A 22,836-nucleotide genomic window follows, 5' to 3' on the forward strand; every position below is an offset into this window, starting at 1 on the left:
ATAACAGTCATGATGGGGATGGTACTTTGTTTAGACTTGCAGTATTCTTAAAACCTTATAAGAAGGAGAGTATCCTGGGGCCTTTATTCAAGCTGGTGGAGGCGATTCTGGAGCTGTTCCTGCCGACGATTGTAGCCTTGATCGTAAATCATGGTATTGGCGGCAATGATATCACTTATGTATGGAAAATGGGCGGCTTAATGGTCGCCATGTCTATACTTGGCTTCGGCAGCTCGTTGATCTGCCAATATTACGCGGCCCGAGCATCTCAGGGCTTCGGGACAACGCTTCGTAATACGCTGTTCCGGCATGTCTCGACGCTGTCTTATGCGGAGATTGATCGCTTCGGGACGCCGTCTCTGATCAACCGTATTACGAATGATGTTAATCAGATGCAGGTCGCGGTGGCGATGCTAATCCGTCTCGTGATTCGTGCCCCGTTCATTTGTATTGGCGCGATCATCATGTCAATGCTACTAGATTTTAGACTGTCGCTTATTCTGCTGGCTGCGACGCCGCTGTTTGCTATTATTCTCTATTTGATTATTACCAAGACTGCGCCCGTGTACCGGTTATATCAGAAGAAGCTGGACAAGATCGCAGTAGTATTAAGTGAGAACTTGTCGGGGGTTCGCGTCATTCGGGCGTTCGCAAAGAGACGGGCCGAGAAGGAAAGATTCCGGGAGGCCTCCGATGATATCACGGCAACAGCGATCAGAGTCGGGAGGGTGTCGGCGCTACTCAGCCCAGTAACGACGGTTGTAGTCAACGGGGCGATTATCGCCATTCTGTGGGTTGGCGGTATCCATATTAATGCAGGCACCTTATCTTCCGGCGAGATTATCGCCTTCATTAACTATGTGACGCAAATTTTGCTCGCTCTGATTGTTGTGTCGAACTTGATCATTTTATTTACGAAGGCTGCTTCCTCAGCGGGGCGGATCAATGAAGTGCTGGACACCGTTCCATCCATTGCGGATCCTGAGTCAGAGAAGAGAAAGCAATCGGCTGTAGCGAAAGTGGAAGAGGGGAATGATTGCCCAGTGGTCGAATTCGACCATGTCACCTTCGGATACAGTCCAACAGGTGATCCAGCTCTGACAGATGTATCGCTCAAGATCATGCGTGGTCAGACCGTGGGGATTATCGGTGGTACGGGTTCAGGAAAATCTACATTTGTGAACCTGATTCCGAGATTTTATGATGCTACATCCGGGCGAATCTTAATCAATGGAATGAACGTACAGGATTACAGGCTGCATGAGCTGCGCGGCAAGATCGGGATTGTTCCGCAGAAGGCGCTACTCTTCACTGGGACGATTGCCGACAACATTCGCTGGGGTAATGAGCTGGCTTCTGATGAAGAGATCAAGCGGGCAGCTGTCATTGCGCAGGCGGATGAATTCATATCGAAAATGCCGGAAGGTTACCAGACCCCGGTGTCCAGGGGCGGCCTCAATCTGTCGGGTGGACAGAAGCAGCGCTTAACAATCGCTCGGGCAATCGTTGCAAATCCCGATATTCTCATCCTTGATGATTCTTCGAGCGCACTCGATTATGCTACGGACGCCGCATTACGAAGATCGATCCGGGAGAACAGCCAGGGGATGACTGTATTCCTCGTCTCGCAGCGGGTCAGCACCGTGCAACAGGCTGATAAGATCATCGTTTTCGAGGACGGACGGATCGCCGGAATTGGCACCGATGCTGAGCTCAAGCGGGACTCTAGTGTTTATCAGGAGATTTGTCGCTCACAGGTCACTAATGAGGAGGCAGGACAACAATGAACATGAAGCAAACATGGGGAAGACTGCTGACTTATACGGGAAAATATAAGAGTTATGTAATTTGGTCCTTTATCAGTGCGATGATCAGTGTGGCTTCCAGCTTGATTGGCCCGTATATGATCGGGGTTACGATCGACAAGATGATTGGCAAGGGCGCTGTCCAGTTCGCTGACGTATTCAGATTGCTTACGCTGCTTGGCCTAGTGTATCTAGTAGGAAGCATGTTTGGCTGGTTGTTGACCTATCTGACGAACGGCTCGCTTATCAAACGGTTAATGATCTACGCAGTGAGCTGTTCGATAGACTGAACGTCCTTCCGCTTAAATATCATGATAATCACCCGCAAGGGGACAGCATCAGCAGATTCGTTAACGATATGGACGCCATATCGGACGGGCTGCTGCAGGGGTTCTCCACGTTATTGACCGGTGTTGTTACGATCATTGGGGCGATTGCGCTCATGCTGTATACGAATCCAGTCATGACTATTGTCGTGCTGTTATCTGCACCAGCGTCCTTCTTTGTAGCGCGCTATATAACGATGCGATCCCAGCAGTTATTTCGTGATCAAGCCCGCATATTGGGCGGTCTGAATGGATATGTAGAGGAGATGATTGGTGGGCAGAAGGTTGTTCAGGCCTTCCGTTATGAAGATCATTCTTTTGCAGCATTTACGGCACGAAATGATGAGCTGTATCAGACAGGAGTCAAATCGCAATTTGTCAGCTCTCTGTCGAATCCATCCACTCGGCTGGTGAACAATATCACTTTCTCGATCATTGCTTTAATCGGCAGTATTATGGTCATTTTGTCCAGAATATCGGTCGGAGGGCTGTCCAGCTTCCTAATCTACGCCAATCTGTTTGCCAAGCCATTCAATGAGATTACCGGCGTAATTACGCAGCTGCAGTCGGCGACAGCCTCGGCACAGCGCGTCTTCCAGGTACTTGATGAGCCAGCGGAGCCGAAGGATGCTGACGATGCAGTTCATTTCCCAGCGGCGCAGGGGACTATTACTTTCCGCCATGTGAAGTTCGCATACCGTGCAGATCGACCTCTTATCACCGATTTGAATCTGGTTGTTGAGCCAGGGACGAAGGTTGCAATTGTAGGGCAGACTGGAGCTGGCAAGACGACACTGGTGAATTTGTTAATGCGATTCTATGATGTTGATGCCGGTGAGATTGCTATCAATGGCATTAACATTAATAATATGACCCGAGACAGCCTGCGTCGTACCTTCGGCATGGTGCTGCAGGATACATGGCTGTTCGGTGGGACGATCCGTGACAATATCGCTTACGGGAAGCCGGATGTTAGCCTGAACGAAGTTATTGCTGCCGCTAAAGCGGCTAACGCCCACAGCTTCATCAAGCGGCTGCCGCAGGGCTATGATACGGTGATTAGCGGTTCCGGCGATAGCCTGTCACAAGGACAGAAGCAGCTGTTGACGATCGCCCGGGTCATGCTGGTCGATCCGCCGATGCTGATTCTCGATGAAGCGACAAGCAGCATCGATACGCTGACCGAGATCCGTATCCAGGCGGCGTTCCTGAAGATGATGGAAGGCAGAACGAGTTTCGTCATCGCCCACCGCCTGTCCACGATCCGCGAGGCCGATATGATCCTCTACATGAAGGACGGGGATGTCGTCGAGAGCGGCAGCCATGAGCAACTGCTGGAGCGCGGCGGGTACTACGCCGGGCTGTACAACAGCCAGTTTGCAGCTGTGAATGGATAGAGGGGCTAGTAGTGAGTGAGCCTCAATGATAGTTCAACACTGCGGTAGCAAGTGTGTGAAGGGATGTAAAGTAACACATAGCATTGTAGAGTAATGTAGGAGTTTAAATGCGATGCGAGCAGTATTCCAAGACAGTTATTCCTGCAAAAATGCAGCTTTTTTACGGGATAAGAAGCTGTAAGAGGAAATTGCTGCAAAGATGCAGTTTTTTTCTCTAAAATGTTCAGATTCGTGGGATATGGGCGTAAAAACCTGCATATATGCAGTAATTTTATAAAAAACGGTCGATTTGTAGCTAAAAGCCTGCATTTTTGCAGGAATTTTATAGTTGATCTCGGGAAACGCCTTACTTTGTGCCATCGATAACCTAAATAGAGCCGCTTGCCCAACTACGATAAGTAGTGGTGCAGCGGCTCTATTTGCTTTTAATGACGTGAATCGGAGGGATCGGGAATCACCCAACGCAACTCGACTCGACCTACCCTTCAATAAGCCCCAAATAGCGGTGTTGCTCACCGTCCAACTCAATGATGAGAACTGATGGGGTGAAGGTCTGAAAATCTCAGTCCCGACAGGCAACTTCGTAGACATGCCGTTCGTGAAGTTCTCCTGATCACGATATATAGCTGTAATCTCTCCTACTTTGCTCTGACCCTCGAACTTGAATTGCTGAACCCAATCCAATGTATCTGCATTTTCATAGATTAGATCCCCGAACATGAAGATATCAGCCTCAGGATTGAGGTTTAGCATCTCCTCACCAGTGGGATTGTGAGTCGTACTCACCTGCACTTGGTTCTCACCAGAACCACCTCCAAGCACGGAACATGCCGTTAACATGCCCCCATCAGAATAATAGTCATCAAGCAGATGGCTAGTGTACAGTAACTCCCTTTCTTAACGAACGTTCTTCTCATAGCTCTCCTCTCTCGCATAAAGCGACTTCACCTCGAACATATAAGCTATATTCCTCATGACGAATGAATCACCTCGTATGTTGCATACACATGTAACTGAAAAGCTTTTCGGAAAGAGGTCGTGACCATTGAAGCCTACAATTCATGATGTTGCCAGGAGGGCGGGGGTTTCGATCAGCACCGTATCCCGGGTGATGAATACGCCGCAAATGGTGGGGGAGGGTAAGCGGCTGCGTGTACTGGAGGCAATCGAGGCGTTGAAGTACCAGCCGAACGCTTTTGCCAGGGGATTAATCTACAAGAAGTCGTTCACTCTCGGCTTGCTTATTCCTGACATTGAGAGCATGTACTATGCAGGGTTGATCCGCGGCATGCAGGATGCCTGCATTAAGCTTGGCTATAGCCTCATGATCTGTAACACGGACAGGAACAAGGAACGTCTGTTGGCATACATTGATACCTTTCATGAGAAGCAGGTTGACGGGATCGTCTTCGCTAGTGACGCCATGCTGCCGGAATATTATCGCAAATTAACAGACTGCAAAATCCCCACAGTACTCGTCTCCACCCATTCAGAGGAATATAACCTTCCTTGCATCGAGATTGATGATGAAGCGGCGGCCTATGACGCCGTTAAATTTCTGATTGCACTGGGCCACCGGGATATCGGTATGATCGGTTTCAACCATGACAATTCCATATCCGGACCGCCAAGGTACAGCGGGTTCATTCGTGCGATAACGGAGTTCGGTCTTCCAGAAAATAAAAACAAAGTGAGCTACGCGTATTATCGCTTCAACCATGCTTATGCTGCGACTCACCATCTGCTTACAAGTTACCCTGAATTAACTGCGATCTTCTGCGTCTCCGATGAGTTCGCCATGGGGGCGATCTCCTATCTGAAGGATCGGGATATTCTCGTTCCCGGGCAGGTCTCCGTGATAGGGTTCGATAATGTGCGAATGGCTGGTATGTTCATCCCCAAGCTAACGACAGTTGCACAACCAATCTATCAACTGGGCTATCGTGCGGCTGAGAAGCTACATGAGTTGATTTCGACTGGAAGAGTACAGCTTCGTAGGGAGGTTCTAGAGCATCAACTGATGATCCGCGAATCTACGCGGGAGAGGTAGTGAGGCAGGATCGTTTTATTCCCATGTTCAGGCATATAACTGGTTAATAGGGCATACAAAGATGAATAAACCAATCGATATGAATTTTTCTGGTTATTTCTGAAAAGCTTTGCAAGGGGGTGATCCGTGCAGCCTTAGGCTGACAATCAGTTATCTCGATGCTTAATTACGGTTAGAGGGGATGTATGAAAATATGAGTAGAGCTCTTACACAGAAAGTCTCGCTATTGCTGATCTTATGTCTTTCCTTTGCGATGCTGCTGAGTGCTTGCGGGGAAGCAGTAATACGGGGAAGGAGGCAGACCAGAAAGGAAGCAATCAGCAGAGTGACGGGAATCAGGGGAAATCGACCGACAATACGAATGCGAATACGAATAGCGATAAAGGTTCAGGTACGGAAGGTTCACCACTCGAACTGGCTCTGCAGGGTAAGTATAAGGGTACCAAAGTAACGATGATGGGGCCTTTCGTCGACGCTGACCAGGTCAAATTCGAGAACGCCGTTAAGGATTTCGAGGAGAAAACAGGAATCGATATTCAATATGAAGGCACCAAGGAATTCGAGGCGACGATTAATATCCGTGTTGATGGCGGGAATGCACCCGATATTGCTGACTTCCCGCAGCCAGGTCTACTCGCTGCTATTGCTAAGACAGGTAAGGTTATTGATTTGAATCAGGTTCTAGATACCAATAAATTGAAATCAAACTACAATCAGAGCTGGATTGATATGGCGACCATGCCAAGTAAAGACGGCAACAACATTATGGCTGGGGTGTGGAACCGCAGTAATGTGAAGAGTCTGGTCTGGTATCCGAAGAAGCAATTCGAGGAGGCCGGATATAAAATTCCAGAGACCTGGGATGAGCTGATGGCGTTAACGGAGCAGATCGCGAAGGATGGCGACACGCCATGGACGATCGGGATTGAGAGCGGAGCAGCGACAGGCTGGCCAGCGACAGACTGGGTCGAGGATATTATGCTGCGCACGACTACTCCAGAGAATTACGATAAGTGGGTAAAGGGTGAGCTGCCGTTCACCTCGCCGGAAGTGAAGCATGCGGTGGAACTCATGTCGCAAATCTGGATGAATAAGGATTATGTATACGGTGGCACAAAATCAATCGTTACGACCTCATTCGGCGATGCCACTGCGCCGATGTTCGAGAACCCGCCGAAGGCATGGCTGCACCGACAGGCAAACTTCATCACGAGCTTCTTCCCAGAGACGGCCAAAATTGATGAGGATGTAGCCTGGTTCTATTTCCCACCAATCGATGAGAAATACGGTAAGCCGGTGCTGGTAGCAGGGATATTTATTCGATGTTCAACGACCGTCCAGAGGTTCGCGCTGTTATGGAATTCTTCTCGACAGGCGAATCGATCAAGACTTGGGTACAGTCCGGCGGCGTCATCGCTCCGATGAATGATGCATCGCTCGATTGGTATACGACGGAATCCGATCGCCGTATGGCTAAGCTCGTTCAAGACGCTTCTACGCTGCGCTTTGACGGCTCCGATTTGATGCCTGGACGCGTTGGGGCGGGCACGTTCTGGAAAGGAATGACCGACTATGTCAGCGGTGCGGCGAATCTGGATGATGCTTTGAAGCAGATCCAGGCAGGCTGGGACAACAAATAATCCGCTTTTGATCACGAAGTGAATCAGGAAGTAACTCGGCATCGAATCTTGAATTCAGCCGGGACCTCCGGTGCTCACGTACCAACTACGTACGCTCCGCTCCTCAGTCCCTAGCTTTATCCAACCTTCTCGGTGCTGAAAACCGGATTAAAATACGTGCAAATAGTATAAAAAGGAGGCGGCCGTATGCGGGCAGTGAACAAATCCAAAATCAGCTTAGGGGCGGTTCTGCTATCGCTTCTTGTGCTGGTGTTGAACATAGCAGGTCATGGGGCAATCTTTATCTTTTTTCGTCATTCCGCACTAAATCCGCTTATTACGGCCGTTCTTGCAGTCTTATGGGGAGTGCTGGGTGTTTATTTCCTCTACTATTCGTTTAACTTGGCGGTGGAGAAGTATCCCGATCATCTTCGCAGCAAAATATTACCCTACATCTTTATCGGCCCCGCGGCTATACTACTCGGCTGGCTGTTGATTGTTCCGGCGCTACGTACCTTCTACTTAAGTTTCTTCAACGCCTCCTCTGATAAATTCGTGGGTTTCGGGAACTATGCGGCCATTTTTAGCGACAGACTGATGGGTGTCGCGCTGCGCAACAATCTGCTCTGGGTATTCATCGGCACGTTGGCTTGTGTATCGCTGGGATTGCTCATCGCCATATTGGCGGATCGAAGCAGTTATGAGCGAATCGCCAAAGCGATCATCTTCATGCCGATGGCTATCTCTTTCGTCGCCGCCGGGTCATTTGGAAGTTTATCTACTATTATCAACCGGGCGATCAGCAGATTGGTCTGCTTAATGCGATTGTCATCTTCTTCGGCGGTGAGCCACAGGCGTGGACGAGTATGATCCAGCCCTGGAACAATCTATTCTTGATCGTGATCCTGATCTGGATGCAGACCGGGTTCGCCATGGTGATCTTCTCGGCGGCGATCAAGGGTGTTCCTGATGATATCCTTGAGGCGGCTCGCGTCGATGGCGCCGGTGAGATCCGAATATTCCGCCGGATTATTATTCCGTATATTTCAGCGACCATTTTGACGGTGACGACGACGATTGTCGTATTTACGCTCAAAATATTCGATGTCGTCATGGTTATGACCGGAGGACAGTATGATACCGAGGTGGTGGCTACACAGTTTTACCGCCAATTCTTCATGTACCGCAATTTCGGGTACGGATCGACGCTGGCCATCGTCCTATTAATTGCGATTATTCCTGTCATTGTTATTAATCTACGTCAATTTCGCAGACAGGGGGATGGTAAATGGCTGCGAATCGCAAGCGAAGAGGCAGCAAAGCTGTCGTAAATATTGTACTCGGTATAATCTGTCTAATCTGGCTTATTCCTACATTGGGTCTATTCATTTCTTCCTTCCGTCCAGCGGCGGATATATTGCAGAGTGGATGGTGGAAGGTATTTCCTCATCAAGGCTGGCAGACGAAGGATACGCTCACTCTATCGAAAGATACGGACCTGCGAGATCCGATTCAGGTGGAAGGTGAGACCTTCAGCGACGACCAGTTGAAGGCGGGCGTTGTCGTTGACGGCAAGCGGCTACAATGGGAAAATCGCCGGGCGAGAACATTGAATGTGCAGGAGCGCGATTGGGAGGCGCTGCCGAAGTTCACACTGGACAATTACAAGAATGTGTTGTCCGGCAAGGAATATAAGCTCAAGCAGGCGGATGGCAGCGAGACAATTCAGAAGGGAACTGGTCTGTCTCAAGCCTTCTGGAATACATTGACGATTGCTGTTCCAGCGACAGTGATCCCTGTGTTGATCGCTTCTTTTGCCGCATATGCCTTCGCCTGGCTGAGATTTCCCGGTAGGAAGACACTGTTCGTTACCATTATTGCTCTGCTTGTGATCCCACTGCAGGTTGCATTGATCCCTGTGCTGAAGGACTACACGTCGCTCGGCCTGAACGGGAGCTATTTGGGAATCTGGCTCGCCCATACGGCATTCGGTCTGCCGCTCGTGACTTATTTTATGTACAATTTTATTAGTCAACTGCCACGGGATTTGTTCGAATCGGCTTTTATCGATGGGGCTAGTCATTTTACGATCTTTAGTCGTTTGATTCTTCCACTATCGGTGCCGGCGCTGGCTTCGATCGGAATCTTCCAATTCCTATGGGTATGGAATGACTATCTCGTCTCGCTTATCTTCATCGGCAATCAGCCAAGTGTACAGGTAATGTCCATGAAGATCGCCGATCTGGTCGGCTCCCGCGGCAGCGATTGGCATCTCTTAACCTCGGCTGCCTTCATCTCCATGCTGATGCCGCTCACCATTTTCTTCTTGCTGCAGAAGTATTTCGTCAGGGGCTTGATGGGTGGCTCGGTCAAAGGTTAAACATAATTATGGACGAAAATAATATTGCATATAATGCGATAAGAGCTGTTCCGTATAAATACGGGGCGGCTTTTTTGCTTCTAAAGGTTGATAATACGGTCTTATTTCAACGCTTGACAGAGCACCACTCTGTAAAGCAGAATATTAACAGAGCGATACTCTGTTAGGAGAGTGTTATATGGCTAGGGTTGTTAAGAAGCCGGAAGTGAGAAAAGAAGAATTACTGGATATTGCAATCAAGCTGTTTATGGAGAAGGGCTACATCAATACTTCGGTCAAAGATATTTACACACAGGCCAACGGTTCGTTTGGTATGTTCTATCACCACTTTGCTTCGAAGGAAGAAATATTTGAAGCCACTATGGCCAAGTATACTGATCTGTTCGTGTCCGGCATTTCTGAGATTTTACAAGATAAGAGGATTCCCTACCCGGAGCGATACAAGCGTGTTCTTATTCATTGGATGGGATTAATGAACGGTCGCGACAAAGTGCGGGGGACCAGGCATGATGTTGAGGTGTTCCGAACAATGTCCGGCAAAATGCTGAGCGGTGCTATTGAGCCAGTGAGGAGTTATTTGGACGAGGGAATCGAGCAGGGATTTATAAAGACAGATGATAGCCATAGCTCTGCTATATTTATAGTTTATGGAACTTTCGGATTGCTGAATGAAGAGAGAAGCCGCATCGGCAGTAATGATAACGCCCTACAAATTTTTGCTGAGGTATCCAAACGAATAGCGGCGATGCTAGATGCTGGTGAGAATATTTTTAATTTTGCAGAGGAGGGATAGCGTGTACAATGATTTATTTTCAATAGGACCCTTTACGGTTCATGGATACGGAGTGATGATCGCCATTGGTGTCCTGGCTGCTTACATGGTTATGATGAAGCGAGCCAAGCGGCTCAATATCGATAGTAGTCATATTGATTCGCTAACAGTTTGGGCTCTAGTAGGCGGGGCAATAGGCGCCAAGGGTTTGTTTTGGCTCACTCAGATGGAGAATATTTTGCAAAATCCTAGCTTCTTGCTGCTGACGATCACAGACGGTTTTGTGGTATACGGAGGGATTATAGGCGGCGTGTTAGCCGGATATCTCTATTGTCGAAAGAAGCAGATAGGGTTCTTGAAGTATTTTGATTTGATTATCCCGTCTGTAGCGCTGGCACAAGGCTTTGGTCGAATTGGTTGCTTTATGGCGGGCTGCTGTTACGGTAGTGAGACAGATAGTGCATTTGGAGTGGTGTTTCCATCTTCCTCGCTTGCCCCAGGTGGCGTACGGCTGATCCCCACACAGTTAATTTCAAGCGGCTTGGATTTCCTTCTGTTTGCGGTACTGATTCTCTATGCGAAGCGGAAAAAACCGACGGTCAGGTAGCAGCACTTTATTTGATCTTATATAGCGGAGGCAGATTCATACTTGAGTTTTTCAGAGGGGATATCATACGTGGAAGTGTCGGTGTTCTATCGACCTCGCAATTTATAGCCATTTTCCTGTTTGTAATAGGATGTGGAATGTTCATAGCAAGGCAATACAAAGCCGCTATACTGCGATAAGCAGTGATATAGCGGCTTTGCTGCGTAGTATTCTTCTTTCATCTATCTGATCAATTGTCTTCTGACTATCCCCCGGATTTCTAACCAATGCCATAATCACAGTTGTATTTTTCTGTCCAGAAAATGATGTCAGGGCAGTTGCGTAAAAATACACCTTTTTCCAATACAAACACACATCAGAATGTAAGCGCTGTTATTCTATGATGAGAGGGAAGTCCCAATTTGAATAAGGGGGTTGCCACAATGAGACGATTGAAGCCGATCTTGGCCGCGCTGATGTCCTTGCTGCTGATTATTTCGGCTTTTCCGGCATTTACCGGTCAGGCGAAGGCCGCAGCGGAAGGAAGTGGGGCCGCGGACATTCCCTCCGGTAAAGTCATGATCAAGAACAAATGGAAGAGCAATTATTTGTACGAAGCTTCGGACGGTACAGTCAGATATGGTATGACGAATCCAGCAGACGAGTCGGCGCAGTGGGTCGTAGCTACGGATCGCGGACAGTCCTTGATTAAGAATGTGAAGACAGGACATTACATCACCGTGGCCAAGACGACGCAGCGCTATCAAGCGTTGACGACGAATGAGACGGCGGATTCGAACGCGGAGAAGTGGATCATCGACAAGTCGAATCGGGCTGGGTATATGGTTGTCCGCAGTGCCACAGTGTCGGAGGGCAATCTGGTTATTCACGAGGAGGACCAGATGGGCTTCGCGGAAGCAAGCTCGGATATCAACATTACTTTTGAGAGTCCGCAGTGGGCGTTCATCGCGGTAGAGGGCACCCCAATCCGCATTGAGAGTTATATGCATCCAGGTAGTGTCATCTATGAGGAAGATGGGCTGGTCAAGCATGGCGTAAGGCCTGCAGATGATCTGATGTCTCATTGGTATATAGAGAGCAGCGACGGGGATCAGATCACGATCCGCAATCGAGCCACCGGGCATCTCATTGCCCAGAATGAGACGACCTGGGCAGGAATATTCGCTATAGACGAAGATCCAGCACAGCCTGGGCTCAGCCGATGGAAGCAGGAGAATGCGGTTAATCAGCCAGGGTATGTTGTGTTCGAAAATGCAGGGCTACCGGGGAATTGGATGAACCCGCAATTTCCGGACGATAACAATGTGCGTTCGAACGATTGGGCCGGAGGCCCTGACGGTGTTAACGCCTTATGGAGAGTCGTTCCAGCATCAGACCTACCGTCTGTCAGAATAGCGGCATATACCGATGCAATGGTCCCGACAGACTTCCTGTACGAGGACGGAGGAGAAGTTCGTTATGGTGCGATAGATTCGGCTTCAAGCTCGGACCCGCGCTATTTGTGGATTGTAGAGGACTATGATCTGAGCAAACGAATCCGCAATGCAGCAAGCAACCGCTATTTGAACATCGATGGGAACCAGTTGTCTACTGGAGAAGCCAGTGTGACTAACGCGAACTATGAATGGTCGTTCACACCTTCCGATAGTTATGACGACTACAATACGATCCGTAATGTCGGACGTCCTGAGCTTTATATTTCCACTGGATCAGGTGGAAGTATGACAGTAACGGCAGACGCGGACGGTCTCGGCTCGCAATGGGAACTTGTGGACCCTGCGCTGGTTCTGGACGGATCGGATCAATATATTCGCATTCAGAATGTTTGGCAGCCTTTTTATATATACGAGAATGCGGATGGCACAATCAAATATGGAAATTTACGCACAGATGATCAGCGTGACCAGTGGCTAGTGGTCAAGCATGATGGTCGCAAGCTCCTGAAGAACCGGGAGACGGGCCATTACATGAATATCGCTGACATGCCTGACGGGCATATCCAGGCGACGCCGCTAAGCGACTTGTCTAATGTCGATGAGACCTATATTTGGAGTGGAAAAAATATCGGCGGAGGCACGTATCTACTTAGTAATGTTACGGATAAAGTGCCTGGCGAGCCTTTTACCAAGTTTATATCGATCCAGAATTTGAGCAAATACGCCGAATACAGCGTCATTAATCCGAATTGGGGCAGTCCGCAGTGGAAGTTCCTCCCTGTAGGGAGAAGCACAATCAACTGTATCGCTTCCGAATTCCGGGAACTGAGGGCCAATATTTGCAGGATGTGTGGACGGCGGATTCGGTGACCGAGGTGACTTACGGGCCAGCGGATGATGAATATTCTATATGGTTCCTGGATGAGAAGAATGGTGCGAACGGTCCGGTGATGATGAAGAATATGGGCAGCGGCCGTTACCTGTCTATTCAGAATTTAGCGGATGCGCAAGTTGAGAGTCAGGATGAACCGGAGCTGACCGTAGAGGCCAGATCAGAAGTTTACGATACATGGGGCAGCATCAAATGGAAAATAGAGCAGCGGGATCAGGATGAAGTAAATATTAGGAGCGGTTGGACAGGGCATTATCTATACGCCACGCTAAATGAACAAGGTAAACCTGTCTTTAAAGTAAGCAGAGCCGAAGGAGCGGCGGACCGCGCGGAGTCTATTTTCATTGCCGAACCAGCACAAATCGCCGAGAAACCTTTGCCAGATGGACCTGTACGGATCAAGAGTGTAACGAATCATTCCTATTTGTATGAGAACAGTTCTGGTGTTGTATTATATGGCGATCTAGCTGCAGATAATGGTTATTCGCATTGGGTGATTGAGCAATCTGCCGATGGACGGCAGCGCGTTCAGAACCGGGCTACAGGTCATTATCTGACGCTGAACGAGGATTATCCTTTTGTAGAGAGCAAGGAACTGTCTTCTGGGGATAGCGCCTCATCCTCTTGGGCGGTAAATCGCGTCGCAGGTGGGGATCAAGTTCTGATTCGCAGTCAGTATGGGGATTACGACGATGAGTTCATTCACGTCCAGAACAATACGGGGTATGCCGAACGAGGTCTATACCCTGACTCCTGGGGATCGGTGCAATGGGAGCTGGAGTCAGCGCCACCGCAGTTCAATACGCCTAATATGGACGAAGAGCGCAATCTGAGTACAGCTACACCTGTACAGAATGATACGAATGTCGTACGGATTGCACCACAAGGGGCTGGCGGCAAGGTGCTTGCAGAACAAAGCGGGACAATTAAGCTGGTCAGCGGTGATGATGCGAGTGCAGTTTCCAAATGGATTTTGCAGGATTTTAATGGCCGGCATCTGATCAAGAACACGACTACAGGCCATTACCTAGCGCTGGACAGCAGCAAGAAGCCAATCGTGTCGACATCCATGAAACCGCTGGGCTCGCAGTGGATTTTGGAAGATCGATTAGGATATCGCACTTTGTCTAATGCGGTGGATGCAGGCGGGCTGTTGCAATACAGCATGGCGGGTGTCATTTATGGAGCAGGAGGTTCATCGGAATCGTCATTGTGGAGCTTTACTCCTGTAGCGTCGGATGTTGTGTATGCGGCGGCGGACGCTTTTAAGACAGATAAGGTGATAAGGTTTGCTGTTCATGCACAGGAGGCAGGAGAATACACCGGGGAAATCCGTTATAAAAATAACTCTGGCTCCGAGCAGCAAGCGAGTCTGACGGTAAATGGTCTCGGGGAAGGGGCGGTACTGTTGCAGCGTTCGGGCGGCTTGAGCACTGCCGAAGTGAAGCTGAACTTGCGTGCAGGCATGAATACGGTGTCGCTGAGCGGTGTAAGCGGGAATATATCAGCCCTGCAAATTGATAGTCTAATGGTCAAGCATAGTGTGAATAAGGCGTATCGCGGAGCAACGGTTCCTTATGTGAACTATGAAGCAGAGGATGCGAAGACGAACGGAGTTCTAATAGGGCCGTCACGGAAGTACCGCAGCATCGCTTCGGAAGCGTCGGGCGCCAGGCAGTTCAGTTGAAGAAGACAGGAGACTATATAGAATTTCCATTAACTGAAGCGGCGAATTCACTCGTTGTTCGCTACTCGATTCCAGATAGTAAAGATGGAAAGGGCGATGAGCAAACCTTGTCGCTGTATGTAAATGGGCAATTCAAGCAGTCACTTCGATTGACCTCGAAATATGCATGGGAGTACGGGAGCTATCCGTGGTCGAACGACCCTCGCCAGGGTAGCGGGCATCGCTTCTTCGATGAGATTCATGCGCTAATCGGCGATGTGCCGCAAGGGGCAGTGATCCGGTTGCAGAAGGATGCGGGGATCATGCCGACTTCTATGTCATCGATCTAGTTGATATGGAGCAGGTGGCTCCTGCTTATGAGATGCCGGAGGGCTTTGTATCGGTTACGGATTATGGAGCGGTTCCGAATGATGGTCAGGACGATACGATGGCCTTGAGAGATGCTCTGGCCGTGGCCAAGATCGGGGAACCGGCGTGTGGTTCCCGGCAGGGAGCTTCGACTTTGGCGATCAACTGCTGGATCTGGATTCAGCGGTCATCCGCGGTGCGGGAATGTGGTATACGACCTTGAACGGAGCTAAGTTCTACGGACATGGCGGAACAGTTGAAGTATATGATCTGCTCATCGATGGAGGCACTAATGAACGGGATGATGAAGCGTTCACGAATGCTTTTCATGGAGCATTTGGTCCGGGATCGATCATTCAGTCGGTCTGGATTGAGCACACCAAAGCTGGCCTATGGCTGACACAGCCGATCGGGGAAAAGGCGCGGACCAATGAGCTGTACATGATGGGACTCAGAATCCGCAATTTGATGGCCGATGGCATTAACTTCGCCGTCGGAACGACGAACAGTATGATGGAGCAGAGCGATATTCGCTATACGGGGGATGACGGCATCGCGATGTGGTCATTTACCGATGGCAAGCTGACTGATGTGAACGGTTCGGAGAGAACGCCTAGTGTGAACAATACAGCCCGCTTCAACACAGTCGCCCTGCCTTGGCTGGCTGACAACATCGTCGTATTTGGTGGCAAAGACAATAAGATCCAAGATAATGTGGTCATGGATACGGTAGCGAATGGTGCGGGGATTGCTGTATCTACTCGTTTCAATGCCGAACCTTTTGCAGGAACGACTGTTGTGGAGCGGAATACATTGCTTCGTACCTGGTAGTTATGATACGGGATTCGGTGTGAGTCTGGGAGCGCTCTGGTTGTTTGCCGGGGAGAGCGATATGAAGGGGAAGATTGTGGTTCAGGATAATGTGGTGAAGGACAGCACGTATGCCGGGCTGATTGCCCATGGTGATTTTACGATACAGGATGTATTGCTGAAAAATATCGTTATCGATGGAACAGGTACGAATGGAGTCGATGTTACGTCGGGCCTTAAAGGCTCAGCAACCGTCGACAATGTGATTATTCGCGGAGATCGGATGAAGATGGTATCCAACCCTTCGATTACCTTCAACTTCAAAGAGATTAACGAAGGCTTTGCTTCGGGTAAGAAGCCTCCGGTCGATCCGGGTGAACCAAGTAATCCAGGCACGGGCAATTCTGGAGGCACTGGTGGGTCAAGTGGAGGAGCAGGTGCTGGCCAGTCTGCGGGATCCTTATCTGACTCTGTCTTGCAGGAAGCTTTGCGCCAAGGTAAGACGACGATTGAGCTGAAGACCGATGACGAGGGTAGGGTGAACTTGACAGCAGCTGTATTAGCGGCAGCCGCGGCCGAACATCCGGAGGCGGTGATTGAGGTAACGGGAGAAGGCGGATCGGTATACCGATTCCCGCTCAGTCTGACCGATCAGGTGATAGAGCAAGCAGGTGTTGTTGACAGACAACTAGCTGTTGTGATGATTCAAATTTCTCCTCAGGAGAAGGCAGGGTTCAGTGACAAGGCCAAGCAGCATGGTTTAGAGCTGATGGGAAATGCCATGCAATTTATGGTTCAAGTCTCGGAAGGAAGCAAGACGGTCCAGATAGACCGTTATGAAGGAGCTATCTATGTTCTGCGCCAATGGAAGGTAGACAGCAAGCTGGATCCGTCAACCACGGTCGTTCTGTTGTATGATCCGGCATCAGGTAAGTTTAGCTACGTTCCGGCCTGGCTGGAGACGAATGCTGATGGTACGACTACGGTTATTGTGAAGAGCGCGGCGAACGGAATCTTTGTTGCAGCTCACCATCTGGTAACCTTTGCGGATATCGAAGGCCACTGGGCTCAAGCGGATATTGAGAAGCTGGCTATAAGGCAAATCCTGAATGGTGTTGGTGCGGATCTCTTTGCACCGGGGCAGCCCGTCAGCCGAGCTGAATTTGCTGCGATGCTCGTCAGAGCGCTTGGTCTTCAAGCTGGAAGCAGTGGAGATGCCTTGTATTACGATGTGAAGCCCGATGCATGGTATGGAGATGCTGTCGCTACGGCCGTCCATTACGGACTAGTGCAAGGCTATGCTGATCACAGCTTCCATCCGAACACGCAAATTACCCGGGAAGAAATGTCCGTGATGGGAGCGCGGGCGCTGAGATTGCTCCAGAACGGGGTGAAGCAGGGAACGGGGACGGAAGTGATCCTTGCGACCGGGGAAAGCACGAATCTGGTGTCAGGCTATGCCGACGGTTCTCAGCTTCATTCATGGTCCCAAGAAGAAGTGGAACTAATGCTCCAGGCAGGTATTATGCAGGGACAGAGCAAAGATAAATTCGCTCCAGCCAGCCGCACGACAAGAGCGGAAGCAGCGGTCATCCTGTCTCGGCTGCTTACAGCGGTGAAACTGCTCAATCCTTAAATGAGATTTTAAACGGGTGAATGAGTAGGGAATAGGAAAAAGGGTTCAACTTAGGAATAGAGGGCGCTCATTGGCGTCCTCTATTTTTTGATAGATATGCGGATGATATTAGCTAGATAGGTAAAGTAGGATGTGTCCCAGTTAAAGTATCGTTCCAGAATCAAGTGTGGCGAGGTGATGTGAGTAACTAGACGACGGCCGAAGTTATAAAAAAACTGCAAAAATGCAGTTTTTAGCATACAAAATCCCCTACATTTATTAAAGCCTGCCAATCTGCAGTTTTTTGCGGCTATTTGCTTGAAATCGGGCCAATCCAGATAAAAAAACTGCATTATCGGTTCGGCCCCCTAAATCTGGAGTCTGACCCGAGTAAAATACTGTATTCGTAGTCTAACGCTATATTTTAAAGTTTTACAAAGATCTATAGAACTGAGACCGATCTTCGAACTGCATAATCCAACTAGAAAATTGGAGTGGAGACATCCGTTTCAGACTGCCATGCATTCTTCGGTTGTTGTAGAAATCGATATAGTTATCTATCGATTCATAGGCGGCCTCCATCGTCTTGTATTCCATTTTGCTGAATAGATTTTTCTCCACAATACTGTGAAACGACTCAATATATGCGTTCATATTTGGAGTTTTAGGAGGGATTCTTTCGTGTGAAATGCCCCAATTTTCACACGTATCTCCAAATAAAGCACTGATAAATTGAGGTCCATTATCTGTTCGGATCGTGGGTAGCGATTCTCCTGGCTGGATCCGGGACTCTAGTGCCTTTCCCAGAACTTGAATTGCATGAGTAGCCTTACATTCAGAGCCTCGGTAATAGCTCACAATAGCGCGGTCGAATACATCAATGATACTGAGCAGGAAAAAGAAGCGGTCACGTCCTGCTACGTAACCATATTTAATATCCATTTGCCATAACTGATTCGGACCGGTGACTAGACGATTTCTAGGCAATCGACGAGGATGCTTCGTTCTTCTCTCTCGATACTTTTGGAGAATCCCCAATTCACGACACAAACGGTAAGCTTTCTTATTATTCAAAATGAGACGGTGATCCTTACGGAGGCACTCAGCAAGCAATTTATACCCATACTCGTTCTCTTCGCCTTCTGTAAGCTCTACGAACCACTCTTTAATCTGTTCGTCGCTTACTCTGGTACCGTTTTCCGTTAGGGAATAACCTGGGCATGGACGCCCTTTACGAATGCGTGTTACAGGCTCATCATGTTGGCCTATTCTTTTTTTTCGTGCATAATAGCTTGACTCAGCCAACCCTAAGATTCGCAGTACCAGTGCTGCATAATATCCCTGCTTAATAAACTGGTCTGCTATTTCGAATCTTTCAGATAAGCAGGGTTCTTCTTTTTAAGAGTTCACGCAGGATTTCGATTTCTAATTCCTTTTCGCCTAGGATCTTTACAGCGGTTTGGTATTTCTCTTCGACTTCCTGCAATCTTTTTAATTCCTGTAGCTGTTCATCTGCAGCGGGTATCTCATGCTCTTCGATTTGATCTCGATACTCCCTGATCCAACTACGAATAGTCTCAGGATGAACTCCATACTTACGGGACAATACGGCTACCTTAATCCCTGCTAGTGCCTCACGGACCACCTGTAAACGAACTTCTTCATACGCTTTATTCTTTCGTTTCATTTCGAATCTCCCCTTTATAAATAGTCTAATTTATTGGAGGGTAAGACTCCACTTTTATTAGGGGGCCGTGAGGTTATTGCAGGAATTTTCTATTTTCGACTACTATTCCATCAAAAAAACTGCATTATTGCATCAATTCTCTATCTGATGCTCGCAAACCATTCTGACTCTCGAATAAATCAACTCACCAAACTCACTTGCACAGCACAGTTCACACGTTCAACCCCAAGCTCAACTCCCAACCCAACTCGCACCAGTTACCTAATTGAATTAGCTAAGCATAACTCACTTCATCATTATTATTCATTATTCATCATTCCTTTATCATCACTCATCTTATCCACGGTCCCACAAAACATAAATAACAGTTGCCACTCCTGGAATATTAAGGTATGATGATTGTCCCTACTGCTGCAAAATGCCCTTGTCTGAAGTGGACGGAACAAGCCGTCACAAATGCTTATCGGAGGTGCTTCATGCTTTATTTTACGTTGGCTTCAAAGGCCTATTCACGCAATTTGCAGTACCGTGGTGCACATATGGTGCACAACCTCGCCAGTGCGATGTTCGGATTCATCTACGCCAGTATTTGGATCGGACTCGGCAGGGACAATCCCCTCGGCACTTATGGAACCCCCGGCATGATCAGTTACATCTGCTTCACGCAGAGTCTGCTGTGGATTACCAGCTTCATTTCGAACGGACTCGGCATACCGCAAGCTGTGCGGACCAGGTAAATCTCACTGGATCTGATGCGACCCATCCATTTGTTTAGCCATATGGCGGCTCGCGAATGGGGGCAAATTGCCTACCAGTTTGTGTACAAATCACTCCCAATCTTCATCCTGTATCTCATCATTTTTCCGCTCTACATTCCCAAGAGTATATTCACAGTTCTACTTGTTGCCGTCAGTATAGTAGGTGCAGCCTATATATCGATCTGCATGAATTATCTCATCGGTGTAACTGCTTTGTGGACGACAGAATCCTCCTGGTTCTATTGGGCGAATCACGCACTCGTGAATTTGCTGGCCAGCTTCTTCATTCCGCTGGAATGGCTACCGTCCTGGTTGTCTCAATTAGCGTGGCTAACGCCTTACCCGTACCTTCTCTACATCCCTACGCGGATCTATCTTGGTTATGAACACGGCTCTCACTTATGGGGGACGCTGCTTTGGTGTGTCTTCTTGACATTGATCTGCCTACTGGCGACTAAGGTGCTGCGGCATAAAGTGGAGGTGCAGGGCGGATGAGTGAAAAATTGAACTCGAGCAGTACTTTGGGTGAACAACTGGTAGTAATCGGCGAGCCAAATTTGCATAAAAGGCCGAATCAAAATAACAATCCTGACTTGGAACCAAAGCCGAACCTGCGCAGCAGGCTAAAGTCCTGGCTAGAGCTATACGTTCTATTGATCAAGACAAGTGTTCGCAGTCGGATGCAATACCGCTTTAATTTTATGCTTGGCTCTGTTCTCGCGGCACTGATTCAAATTTCAGAATTTCTGATGATCGCGATTGTGTTATACAAATTCGGGGCGATCCAGGGCTGGTCTATGTATGAAATCGGTTATCTATTCTCGGTCATTACGTTGTCGAAGACGTTGTATCGTACGTTTGCCGATGAGGTTCATCATTTAGAAAAATATCTGGTGGCCGGGGAACTGGATCAGATTCTGACCAGGCCTGTACCCGTGCTGCTCGCCATCATGCCGCGGAATTTCCGTATTATGCTTGGAGAGGTGCTGCAGGGAGGCTTCATCCTATGCTGGTCGATGAGTGGATTATGGCACAATGGTCAGATTGATTGGACCTCCATTGTATTTACACTTTTCATTATTGTAACAGGTGCGGTGATTCTATTCTCAATCGGGCTGGCTACAGCCACGATTGGCTTCTGGACGACGCGGATCGATGAATTGCAGACCTTTACCGAGGATGCGGCAAGAACGGCAGGGCAATATCCACTTACGTTATATCCGAAATGGATGTCTTCCATGCTGCTGATCGTTATTCCCGTCGGTTTCGTGAATTATGTTCCGGCGTTGTATATTATTCGCGGTGAACTTGGAGCCTGGGTGCTAGCGGCTGTGGCCGTAGTGGCAATAATTTGTCTTGGAGCAAGTATGCGGTTCTGGCGGTTCGGAATTACGAAATACCAGAGTACAGGAAGTTAAGGGAGGGTACGCTAATGATCGAAGCTAAAAATTTATATAAAGAATTCAAGACCCCGATGGTCCGTGAGGGAAGATTCTCCGGCATTCGGACGTTATTCGCGCGAGAATATACTAGGAAAGAAGCGGTTGGCGGCATCAGCTTCCAGGTTGAGCAGGGCGAATTTGTCGGATATATTGGACCGAATGGAGCTGGTAAATCGACGACCATCAAGATGCTAACTGGCATCCTTCATCCAAGCTCAGGCGAGGTGGTCGTTGGCGGCTATAATCCTCATCAGGAGCGGCGGAAGGCGGTGCGTCGCCTCGGCGTCGTATTTGGACAGCGAAGTCAGCTGTGGTGGGATTTACCGGTCAAGGCCTCCTATGACATATTGGCAAAAATGTACAATGTGACAGATATCGATAAGCGAAAGCGCATCGACCAATTGGCAGAGCTTCTAGACTTATATGAGTTCTGGGATACGCCTGTCCGTAAGCTGTCGCTCGGTCAACGAATGCGGGCCGATCTGGCCGCATCACTGCTGCATGATCCCAATGTCCTATTCCTGGACGAACCGACAATTGGGCTTGATGTGAATGCCAAGCGAAATATACGGAAATTTCTCAAGCAGTTAAATGAGGATTTCGGGAAGACGATACTCCTGACAACGCATGACATGGATGATATTGAGCAGCTCTGCGGACGTGTCATGGTTATCAATCACGGTGTACTCACCTTTGATGGTACCGCTCGCTCGCTTCGTGAGACGATCGGCCTGCCGACTGAGATTCGTGTCACATTCCGGGGCAATTACCAGCTGCCGGATACCATTAACCCCGCGATTCGTGTAACCGATCGGGAAGATGACGTCGTGACGATTGAGGCCAACCGTCAGGAGTGGAGTACAGTCGATATTTTGCGTGAGCTGGAAACCTGGGGTGACATTGACGATTTCGAGATGAAAGAGCCGGATTTTGAGGAGATCATCCATAAGGTATATTAGACCGTCCGCTTTTGATCACGAAGTAAACCAGGAAGCTGCCCGGCATCGAATCTTGAATTCAGCCGGGCCCTCCGGTGCTCACGTACCCAAAACGTACGCTCCGCTCCTCAGACCTTAGCTTTATCCAACCTTCTCGGTGCTGAAAACCGGACTTTTTGAACGCTTACTATTAGCATACATGTGAAATTTTTTGAGTTGCACGAACCTGCTTTGCTGCATACAAATATTAAATAGAATGAAATAATG

19 protein-coding genes and 3 pseudogenes are annotated in these 22,836 nt (G+C 48.8%); 19 read left to right on the forward strand and 3 right to left on the reverse strand.

Going from position 1 to position 22,836, the window contains the following annotated elements; all coding sequences use genetic code 11:
• Window positions 1–26 precede the first annotated feature (26 nt).
• Complete coding sequence (locus RE628_RS06040) at window positions 27–1,787, forward strand: ABC transporter ATP-binding protein (RefSeq protein WP_309157896.1); 1,761 nt, start codon at window positions 27–29, stop codon at window positions 1,785–1,787.
• Window positions 1,784–3,528, forward strand: a pseudogene (locus RE628_RS06050) (ABC transporter ATP-binding protein). The gene RE628_RS06040 and the pseudogene RE628_RS06050 overlap by 4 nt, the downstream one beginning before the upstream one ends.
• Window positions 3,529–3,663: 135 nt before the next feature.
• Here the strand turns inward: RE628_RS06050 and RE628_RS06055 are convergent.
• The gene (locus tag RE628_RS06055) at window positions 3,664–4,368 is read right to left on the reverse strand and encodes a hypothetical protein (protein ID WP_309157898.1); all 705 of its coding nucleotides are present in this window, start codon (window positions 4,366–4,368) and stop codon (window positions 3,664–3,666) included.
• Window positions 4,369–4,573: 205 nt separating this feature from the next.
• Here RE628_RS06055 and RE628_RS06060 point away from each other — a divergent pair, with 205 nt between their 5' ends.
• The 14 genes and pseudogenes from RE628_RS06060 (at window position 4,574) to RE628_RS06125 (ending at window position 17,765) form a co-directional block, all read left to right on the forward strand.
• Window positions 4,574–5,578 (forward strand): LacI family DNA-binding transcriptional regulator, encoded by a 1,005-nt coding sequence (locus tag RE628_RS06060; RefSeq protein WP_309157899.1) that lies wholly within the window; start codon window positions 4,574–4,576, stop codon window positions 5,576–5,578.
• Window positions 5,579–5,815: 237 nt separating this feature from the next.
• The gene (locus tag RE628_RS06065; protein ID WP_309157900.1) at window positions 5,816–7,003 is read left to right on the forward strand and encodes an ABC transporter substrate-binding protein; all 1,188 of its coding nucleotides are present in this window, start codon (window positions 5,816–5,818) and stop codon (window positions 7,001–7,003) included.
• Window positions 6,934–7,218 carry a hypothetical protein gene (locus RE628_RS06070; RefSeq protein ID WP_309157902.1) on the forward strand — a complete coding sequence of 95 codons (285 nt, stop codon included), beginning with the start codon at window positions 6,934–6,936 and terminating at the stop codon, window positions 7,216–7,218. Before RE628_RS06065 ends, RE628_RS06070 begins: the two co-directional genes overlap by 70 nt.
• Window positions 7,219–7,404: 186 nt before the next feature.
• Window positions 7,405–8,067 (forward strand): carbohydrate ABC transporter permease, encoded by a 663-nt coding sequence (locus RE628_RS06075; protein ID WP_309157903.1) that lies wholly within the window; start codon window positions 7,405–7,407, stop codon window positions 8,065–8,067.
• The gene (locus tag RE628_RS06080; protein WP_309157904.1) at window positions 8,064–8,528 is read left to right on the forward strand and encodes a carbohydrate ABC transporter permease; all 465 of its coding nucleotides are present in this window, start codon (window positions 8,064–8,066) and stop codon (window positions 8,526–8,528) included. Before RE628_RS06075 ends, RE628_RS06080 begins: the two co-directional genes overlap by 4 nt.
• Window positions 8,486–9,577 carry a carbohydrate ABC transporter permease gene (locus RE628_RS06085; RefSeq protein ID WP_309157905.1) on the forward strand — a complete coding sequence of 364 codons (1,092 nt, stop codon included), beginning with the start codon at window positions 8,486–8,488 and terminating at the stop codon, window positions 9,575–9,577. The genes RE628_RS06080 and RE628_RS06085 overlap by 43 nt, the downstream gene beginning before the upstream one ends.
• A gap of 178 nt (window positions 9,578–9,755) precedes the next feature.
• Window positions 9,756–10,370 carry a TetR/AcrR family transcriptional regulator gene (locus RE628_RS06090; RefSeq protein WP_309157906.1) on the forward strand — a complete coding sequence of 205 codons (615 nt, stop codon included), beginning with the start codon at window positions 9,756–9,758 and terminating at the stop codon, window positions 10,368–10,370.
• A gap of 55 nt (window positions 10,371–10,425) precedes the next feature.
• Window positions 10,426–11,135, forward strand: a pseudogene (locus tag RE628_RS06095) (prolipoprotein diacylglyceryl transferase).
• A gap of 243 nt (window positions 11,136–11,378) precedes the next feature.
• Window positions 11,379–13,262 (forward strand): RICIN domain-containing protein, encoded by a 1,884-nt coding sequence (locus tag RE628_RS06100; protein WP_309157907.1) that lies wholly within the window; start codon window positions 11,379–11,381, stop codon window positions 13,260–13,262.
• Window positions 13,232–14,971, forward strand: coding sequence for a hypothetical protein (locus RE628_RS06105; RefSeq protein WP_309157908.1), 1,740 nt, complete (start codon window positions 13,232–13,234; stop codon window positions 14,969–14,971). The genes RE628_RS06100 and RE628_RS06105 overlap by 31 nt, the downstream gene beginning before the upstream one ends.
• Window positions 14,968–15,300 carry a carbohydrate-binding protein gene (locus tag RE628_RS06110; protein WP_309157909.1) on the forward strand — a complete coding sequence of 111 codons (333 nt, stop codon included), beginning with the start codon at window positions 14,968–14,970 and terminating at the stop codon, window positions 15,298–15,300. Before RE628_RS06105 ends, RE628_RS06110 begins: the two co-directional genes overlap by 4 nt.
• A gap of 5 nt (window positions 15,301–15,305) precedes the next feature.
• Window positions 15,306–15,542, forward strand: a complete 237-nt coding sequence (locus RE628_RS06115; protein ID WP_309157911.1) for a hypothetical protein — start codon at window positions 15,306–15,308, stop codon at window positions 15,540–15,542.
• On the forward strand, window positions 15,446–16,150 hold the full coding sequence (locus RE628_RS06120; RefSeq protein ID WP_309157913.1) for a right-handed parallel beta-helix repeat-containing protein: 705 nt from the start codon (window positions 15,446–15,448) through the stop codon (window positions 16,148–16,150). The genes RE628_RS06115 and RE628_RS06120 overlap by 97 nt, the downstream gene beginning before the upstream one ends.
• Window positions 16,089–17,765: an S-layer homology domain-containing protein gene (locus tag RE628_RS06125; RefSeq protein ID WP_309157914.1), complete on the forward strand. Its 1,677-nt coding sequence runs from the start codon at window positions 16,089–16,091 to the stop codon at window positions 17,763–17,765. Before RE628_RS06120 ends, RE628_RS06125 begins: the two co-directional genes overlap by 62 nt.
• Window positions 17,766–18,176: 411 nt before the next feature.
• Here the strand turns inward: RE628_RS06125 and RE628_RS06130 are convergent, their stop codons facing one another.
• Window positions 18,177–19,109, reverse strand: a complete 933-nt coding sequence (locus RE628_RS06130) for an IS3 family transposase (protein WP_309159384.1) — start codon at window positions 19,107–19,109, stop codon at window positions 18,177–18,179.
• Window positions 19,110–19,119: 10 nt separating this feature from the next.
• Window positions 19,120–19,431 carry a transposase gene (locus RE628_RS06135; protein ID WP_309155764.1) on the reverse strand — a complete coding sequence of 104 codons (312 nt, stop codon included), beginning with the start codon at window positions 19,429–19,431 and terminating at the stop codon, window positions 19,120–19,122.
• A gap of 476 nt (window positions 19,432–19,907) precedes the next feature.
• On the opposite strand from RE628_RS06135, the pseudogene RE628_RS06140 reads away from it, so the two are divergent.
• From RE628_RS06140 to RE628_RS06150, 3 genes and pseudogenes are all read left to right on the forward strand, one after another.
• Window positions 19,908–20,684: pseudogene (locus tag RE628_RS06140) on the forward strand (ABC transporter permease).
• Window positions 20,685–20,869: 185 nt separating this feature from the next.
• Window positions 20,870–21,607, forward strand: a complete 738-nt coding sequence (locus RE628_RS06145; RefSeq protein ID WP_309159385.1) for an ABC transporter permease — start codon at window positions 20,870–20,872, stop codon at window positions 21,605–21,607.
• A 14-nt stretch (window positions 21,608–21,621) separates the two neighbouring features.
• Complete coding sequence (locus RE628_RS06150) at window positions 21,622–22,590, forward strand: ABC transporter ATP-binding protein (RefSeq protein WP_309157915.1); 969 nt, start codon at window positions 21,622–21,624, stop codon at window positions 22,588–22,590.
• The last annotated feature ends 246 nt before the right edge of the window (window positions 22,591–22,836 follow it).

It is taken from the genome of Paenibacillus sp. D2_2 (assembly GCF_031199965.1).
Lineage (GTDB): Bacteria > Bacillota > Bacilli > Paenibacillales > Paenibacillaceae > Fontibacillus.